The 6,409-nt window shown below is 68.5% G+C and carries 7 protein-coding genes, 1 tRNA gene and 1 pseudogene; 1 reads left to right on the top strand and 8 read right to left on the bottom strand.

All coding sequences use genetic code 11. The features are described 5' to 3' along the window. The first annotated feature begins 154 nt into the window (after positions 1-154). A tRNA-Arg gene (locus E1295_RS24235) sits at positions 155-228 on the top strand. A 222-nt stretch (positions 229-450) separates the two neighbouring features. On the opposite strand, the gene E1295_RS24230 is transcribed toward E1295_RS24235, so the two are convergent. From E1295_RS24230 to E1295_RS24200, 8 genes and pseudogenes are all read right to left on the bottom strand, one after another. Further along, complete coding sequence (locus E1295_RS24230; protein WP_166427384.1) at positions 451-1,833, bottom strand: tyrosine-type recombinase/integrase; 1,383 nt, start codon at positions 1,831-1,833, stop codon at positions 451-453. Further along, positions 1,830-2,021, bottom strand: coding sequence for a helix-turn-helix transcriptional regulator (locus E1295_RS24225; protein WP_132632928.1), 192 nt, complete (start codon positions 2,019-2,021; stop codon positions 1,830-1,832). The genes E1295_RS24230 and E1295_RS24225 overlap by 4 nt, the downstream gene beginning before the upstream one ends. After that, the gene (locus tag E1295_RS52225; RefSeq protein ID WP_132632926.1) at positions 2,018-3,631 is read right to left on the bottom strand and encodes a replication initiator; all 1,614 of its coding nucleotides are present in this window, start codon (positions 3,629-3,631) and stop codon (positions 2,018-2,020) included. The genes E1295_RS24225 and E1295_RS52225 overlap by 4 nt, the downstream gene beginning before the upstream one ends. Then, positions 3,628-3,783, bottom strand: coding sequence for a hypothetical protein (locus E1295_RS52530; protein ID WP_166427383.1), 156 nt, complete (start codon positions 3,781-3,783; stop codon positions 3,628-3,630). The genes E1295_RS52225 and E1295_RS52530 overlap by 4 nt, the downstream gene beginning before the upstream one ends. Then, a pseudogene (locus E1295_RS52525) lies at positions 3,780-5,203 on the bottom strand (FtsK/SpoIIIE domain-containing protein). The gene E1295_RS52530 and the pseudogene E1295_RS52525 overlap by 4 nt, the downstream one beginning before the upstream one ends. Positions 5,204-5,290: 87 nt before the next feature. Further along, positions 5,291-5,602, bottom strand: coding sequence for a hypothetical protein (locus E1295_RS24210; RefSeq protein ID WP_132632924.1), 312 nt, complete (start codon positions 5,600-5,602; stop codon positions 5,291-5,293). Further along, positions 5,599-5,826, bottom strand: coding sequence for a hypothetical protein (locus E1295_RS24205; protein WP_132632922.1), 228 nt, complete (start codon positions 5,824-5,826; stop codon positions 5,599-5,601). Before E1295_RS24205 ends, E1295_RS24210 begins: the two co-directional genes overlap by 4 nt. Before the next feature lie 39 nt (positions 5,827-5,865). Beyond that, positions 5,866-6,291: a plasmid replication, integration and excision activator gene (locus tag E1295_RS24200; RefSeq protein WP_132632920.1), complete on the bottom strand. Its 426-nt coding sequence runs from the start codon at positions 6,289-6,291 to the stop codon at positions 5,866-5,868. Positions 6,292-6,409 lie beyond the last annotated feature (118 nt).

Here is a 6,409-nt window from a genome sequence, read left to right as displayed (position 1 = left end):
CGCCCACCCGGCCCGTCCGATATCCTCCCTGGGGCCCGCACGACCAGAAAGGCCACCAGCCGGTCCGGTTCGTGTGGGTGTGATCGGGTTGACAGACTGACACGGGGAAAACCTGTGCGTGACATGTCGCCGGATCATGCACAATAAGGCGGGAGCGCCCTTAGCTCAGCTGGATAGAGCACCGGACTTCTAATCCGACGGTCGCAGGTTCGAATCCTGCAGGGCGCGCTGTCGAGACCAGGCAATCCACGGGTTGACCTGGTCTTTTGCATGATCGCCCTGGTTGCCCCGTAGGCAGCGGCAGGCGACCGAAAGCAGCCCTGTGCCACTGCTCACGGAACATACGCGGAATGCTCGCAGCCACATTGCCCCAGGTCGGCATGAGGGTTTCCAGGCCCGGAACGGCGAAAGGACCCCGAGGTGTCCCGGGGTCCTACCGTGGCTCCTGCGTCACGCCGCGAGTGCTTCCAGGATGCGCCGGTTGGCGATCTCCTGTTGGCCGTCGATGCACTTGGCGTAGACGCGGAGCATCACGTCCACGCCGTGTCCCGCTCTCTCGGCCGCTTCCGGGGCGTGCACGCCCGCGTTGAGCCAGAGTGAGACTGCCGCGTGCCGGAGGTCGTACGGCCGGCTCGCCAGGGGAGAGGCGACCTGGTCGGGAGTGAAGGCGTACGTCCGGGCTTCCTGCCAGACCTTCGCGTACGCCGAGCCCGAGATCACGCCGCCCGTGCGCGTACGGAAGAGCCGGCCGTCCTCGCCGACTCCGAACGCCGCGATGTGATCCCGCAGGACGGCCACCAGTTCGGGCGGGATGGGCACGGTGCGTGTGTGCTTCACGTCCCGGTGCTTCAGCCCGCGCTCGTCGTGAGCCTGTCCCGAATCGGTGAACCGCCTGTTGCTCTGCGGCCTGGTCTTCTCCAGCGTCAGCAGCCCCCAGCCCTGCTCTGGGAGCTGGCAGTCCTTCTGCCGCAGTCCCGCCGCTTCTGCGGGGCGGAGACCGCCGAAGTACATGCAGGCGAACATGGCGGCCAGCATCGGCCCTCGCGACCGCCCTACGTAGGTCACGGCGGTGAGCAGTTCGCGTGCCTGGACAGGGCTGACCACCGAGCGCCGATCGATCTCGCCGCTCACCTTGGCCTTGCGGAACTTGACCTTGTGCAGCGGATTCGCCGAAAGCTCCTCCAACTCCACGGCGTATTCGAGCGCGTGATGGAAGACCGCCCGCTTGCGGCGGTACGTCGAGGTCGCCGCAGGCGTGCCGTCCAGGCACAGCGCCAGGGCTTCCAACGCCGCACGGGCGTGCTTGGTCTCCTCCAGAGCGCTCAGCGGGAGCGAAGCACCTTCCAGCCAGCGGACAGCGCGGGCGATCTCCGGTGTCGGCTCCCGCCGGCGGTCCTCGGGCAGGAAGGAGTACTCGCGCAGTGCCCGCCGGATGATCTCGTCGGACGGACGGCCCGGTGCGTCGCCGACCAGGATGCGGGTGACGGTGGCGAGGGTGTCGGTCATGCCCTCGCGGGACTTGGCCGCAGCGTGAGGCCACCAGGCGTGAACGTACGCGACGGCGAAGGCGTACCAGGTACGAGCGTCCTTCGCCTTCACCATCGATGCAGGGAGCCCGCTCTCCACGTCGAAGGCCTCACCCTTCTTCGCCGCCTGTCGCAGGTCGGACAGGAAGCTCTCGGCCAGGCCCTTGGTCTTGAAGGTCTGCGACTTCTCACGGTGGCCGACCGTCCACCGCACGGTGTGGGAGACGATCCGGGGCTTCTTACCGGGCTTGTCCGCTCTGGTGTTGGTGCGGATGTCCCAGAACTTGACGTTGTAGGAGGTGGTCATGCGGCGCTCCGGAGGGATTCGAGCCAAGTGTCAAGGTCGCTGCGGTAGATGCGGAGTTCGCCGTTGGGCAGGCGGATGCCCTCCGGTGCCTTGCCGATCTCGCGCCAGCGGTAGAAGGTGCGGCGTGAGACTCCGCCGAGTTCGTCGAGGACCTGGGCGACGGTGAGGAGTTCGTCTCGCCTGCTCACGCGGCCCTCCCCATGTCCTCGATTGCCGAAAGATCTTGTCCGGCTGCTCTGGCTTCCAGCTCTCTGAGGTGGGCTCGCCAGCGTTGCCGTTCGTGGACGGACCGGAGCAGCCGTACGGCGAGGGGTGGCACGTTGGCGTCTCCGGCCGGAACAGGTCGCCAGATGTAGCGGTGTGGGTCGGTGGGTTCGTCGGTCTGGCCGAGAGCTTCCAGGACCCAGGTACGGCGGTCCTGCTTGTGCTCGGCCAGGGTCTTGTTCGACCACTTACGGGAGACCAAGACACGACGACCCGCGTAGCCGAGGTGTTCGGGCTTGTGCGCCTTGGAGCGGCACCGGCCGGGAGCCATCCCCGCTTTGGCGTTCTTGGGCTGGACCCCGTAGCGCAGCCAGTTCGGGCAGGTGGGGGAGCAGGGTTCGTAGCGCAGGGCGTCGACCATGCGGGCGGCGTGCTCGCGCTGGGTCTGGCCGCCGTCGAGGGTGTCGCCGATGGACTTGGTCAGGTACTTGGACAGGTAACGGATGCACTGGTCGGCGTCCGGGGTTCCGGCGAGGACGCCTTGCACGTCCACCTGTTCGCCGAAGCGCAGCACGTGGAGGGGTTCGGCGTCCTCATCCAGGGCGTCGAGGGCTTCGTCCCAGGTGGGCAGGACCTCGCCCGTGCCGGGGTCGAGGTAGCCGGCCTCCTCGTCCCAAACGGGCAGATGATCGCCGTCGAAGCGCACTTTCTCTGCCTGTGGCCACCACACTTGGTGGTAGGTGGCGGCGGCGATCTGCTTGATCTCCGCACGCGGCAGGGTGCCCCGGATGGCCATGTGCAGGTGCGGCGCCAGCCGCTTCTGAGGCTCCACGGCCGCGAAGTACTGCACGTCATAGCCCGCGACCCGGCGCAGGTTCTGCACAAAGCGATCCACGAGCTTGGAGAAGTGCAGCGCATCGCGAGCGGCGCCCCGGTAGTCGTAGGTGCCGGGATCGATGGGGACGCCGTCACGGACCCTGCCGTAGCTGGGCAGGGTGAGCGTGACGAACAGCGACGGCCGGTAGGTCTTGCCATCTCCGCTGGTGAAGGTGCGTCCAAGGGTGGTGTTGGTCATCTTGCGCTTGGGCAGGTCAGGTGCGTCCTGCCGCCGCCGCGTCGATCGGGTGCGCTTGGGCACCGCGGATCCGGTGACGCTGCCCCGCATGCCAGCGGAGTTGATCTGGTCATCGAGGCCGGACAGGACGGCGTCCAGGTCGGTGGTGTCGTCGCCGGCCTGCTCGGCGGCGTCACGCTTGGCCTGCATGTCGGCGCGGAACTCGACCAGCCAGTGCTGTTCCTCGTTCGACTCGTCGGGCGTGATGGCGGGTTCGGTGTCGAGGTGCCAGCCCTCGCGGCATTGGGCCATGCGGAGCTGCCGGTTGCGCTTGGCACAGGGCGGGCACTTGCTGTCAAGGACGGCCCCGCACGGTACGTCGATGACCTCGGACGTGCCGGTGAGGGTGTCGAGCCGCCGCAGCGGGACGGGCCGAATGCAGACGCCGTGCTGCTTGGCGACCTCTTCGAGTACGTCCCGGGCCATCGGCATGGCTTGGCGGACGGCCCGGGGGAGAGCGCGGTCGTGCGGATGGGTCATACGGACCTCCCTTCGTCGGTGTCGGTGAGAATTCGCGCGCTCTGTCCGCACTCGCGGCATTCGACCAGGGCGCGGGCCGGGTCGAGCCGCAGAGCGTTCAAGGTGTGGCAGACGGAGCAGCGCAGGCCCTCCAGGGCGTGGGCGAGCGTCATCGGTCCTCACCTCCGGTGAAGGCAGCGGCCATGGCGCGGATGTCGTGGTCGGAGACGTAGGCAGCGCGGACCCGGATGGGTTCGGGGCTGGCTTCCAGCCGGATGTAGCCGACGCCGCGCCCAGCTCCGGAACCGGTGAGATGTGGTCAGCGAGGGCTCCCCGGTCGCGTGCGCCGTCGCCGAGGACCATGTCCACCTGTTCAGATTCGTCGAGCCGCAGGGCGATCTTGTCGGGGAAGAGGTTGCGGATGTTCATGACCTCTTTGCGCGGGTCCTGGAGCGCGGCTAGGACGCCGACGCCGACCGCGCGGCCTTGGGTGGTGAGCGTGGCCAGCGCGGCGGAAATGCGCTGCCGGAGTTGCCGGTCGGACTGGTAGGCGGTCAGGAACGCCACCTCGTCCACCACGACCAGGACGAACGGGTCATCGACGGTGGGGGTGTGGGAGCGCTGGAGCCCGGCGAACCGAGCCGCTCGCTTCTGCATGACGCAGACGGCCTCGTCCAGCAGGTCGGCGCACTCCTCGGGAGTGGCCGCGTACCGGGTGCCGAACAGGTCGCGTCCGTAGGACAGCTCCATCAGTTTGGGATCGAGCGCCCACACCTGGACCAGGCCCGCACGGGCGGCGGGGAGCAGGGCGCGGATGACGGACCAGATGATCGACCCCTTGCCGGCCCCGGTCGCGCCCGCGACGAGGACGTGGGTGCCGTGCACCTTGAGCCGCCAGGGCCGCCCGTCCTCGCACCTGCCGATCTCCACCGGGCCCACGGTCGGCTCTTCTGGCCCGGGAAGTGCTGGCAGTGGGTCGGAGAGTGGGTCGTTGCGCGGGAAGGTCAGGGTGAGCCGTCCGGCCTGGGACAGCGCGACCCGGCAGGATTTCGCGCCGAAGCCTTGGGCCAGGTGGTCGGTGCGGTCGGCCCAGTCCTTGACTGCCTGGCCTTTGAGCATGCGGACGGTGACCTGGTCGGCCCAGGAGGTGCAGGTGACCTTGCCGAGCCGGGGCAGGTAGTCGCGGCCCCGGAGGTGACGGCCGAGACCGGAGACGATCATGACGGGTTGCCAGTGCCGCCGGTAGACCCAGATGAGTCGCCACCAGGCCAGCAGCCGGTAGCCGACCCAGCCAGCGAAGGACGCCCGGTCGATGAACGCCCACGACACCAGGCCCAGGACGACGATGCCGACGAGGCAGGCCGCCGGCGGCCAGCCGTAGACGTACCAGACAGCCCCGGGAACGGCCGGGATGGCGGTGGCGATGGGGTGGCGCCAGACTGTACGGACGAGTCCGGCGAGCATGCGCCAGACGAGGATGACGATGGTGAGGATGGCGGGTGTGGTGACGACGGCCGGGCGGAAGACGACGGCCGTGTCGGGCGTGGTGGAGACGAGGTTGCGCGCCTCGTCGCCAGGCAGCCGCTTGAACATAAGCTGGGAACCTTCCGTGATTGAGCAAGTCAGGGGAGAAAGTGAGGGGCCGCCGGAAGTTGCCGCTTCTGGCGGCCCCGCCTGCTGTCAGGCCGCCGTGTCGGTGGCGTCCTTGTCGGCCTGTTCGGCGTGTAGCTGCTCGCAGTCGGCCAGGTAGCGAGCGGCGGCGTTGAAGATCTCGCGGGCATTGGCCAGGTCGGTGTCGGTGACCGGTCCGGCCCCGGTGGTGGAGATGTGCACGTCGGCCTCGTGCGTGCTGAACTCCAGGTACGGGCGCGGGCTGCTGAGCAGCAGTCCGGCGCGGACCTTCAGGCGCGGCGTGTGGAAGGAGATCCCGACGTGCGGCTCGGCGTCGGGACGCATGGACAGGGTGAGGTAGGTGTACGGGCCGAGGGTCATGCCGCGACCCCCGTGCCGTCGGGCAGGCCGTGAAGGCTGCGCTCCACCGAGCGGGCGAAACGCGATGCCTCGCGAGCGAGCTGGCGCGCGAACTCCAGGTCTTCCACCGTCGCGGGGCCACGGGTGGTGACCAGGACGGAAGTGGCGCCGAAGTCGAGCGCCAGAACGGGCTGGCGGCGGGCGTAGGGGTGGGTGAGGGTGCGGGCGGCGTGCCCGGTGGTCAACCGGATCACGCTCGTGCGTGGGCTGCGGCGGCGGGTCATTTAGGCGGCGTCCTTTCCGGCCGGAGCCTTGCTCGGGGCGGGCTGTGCGGTTTGGCGGGGTCCGTGCATCTCACGCACCTTGATCGAGTACGCGAGGCGTCCGGCGGCGTTGACGTACGGCGTGACGGTGATGCTGTCGAACTCGACCGGCGTGAACGGCAGCCCCGGCATCGGAGACGGCGGCACCGGCTGGACCGGCGCGAGGATCTTGACCGCCACCGTCTTCTGGGCGGGCTTGAGAGTCGGGTCACCGTCCATGACCGCGACCTGCCAGACCAGCTCAGCGGTCTGCTTGTCACGGGCCTGCACGAACCGGCCGTTGGCGGAGGCGTCGAAGTCCTTGACGGGTTCGACCTCGCCGACGATGTAGCAGCCGTGCGGGAAGACCATGGCGAAGGTGACGGGGATGGGACCTTGCAGAGCCATGATGGCTCTCCTCTCTTGACTGACTGACACTTGACCTATCAAGTGATGCTCTGAGAGTAGGCCGCCCAAACTTGCTACGTCAAGTGACTATGTCGGTGGTGACGGACGTCTTACCGAT

Origin of the sequence: Nonomuraea mesophila, from assembly GCF_004352805.1 — a bacterium.
Lineage (GTDB): Bacteria > Actinomycetota > Actinomycetes > Streptosporangiales > Streptosporangiaceae > Nonomuraea > Nonomuraea longispora.
Note: the sequence above shows the minus strand (reverse complement) of the source record. Positions and strands in the feature narration are given on the sequence as shown.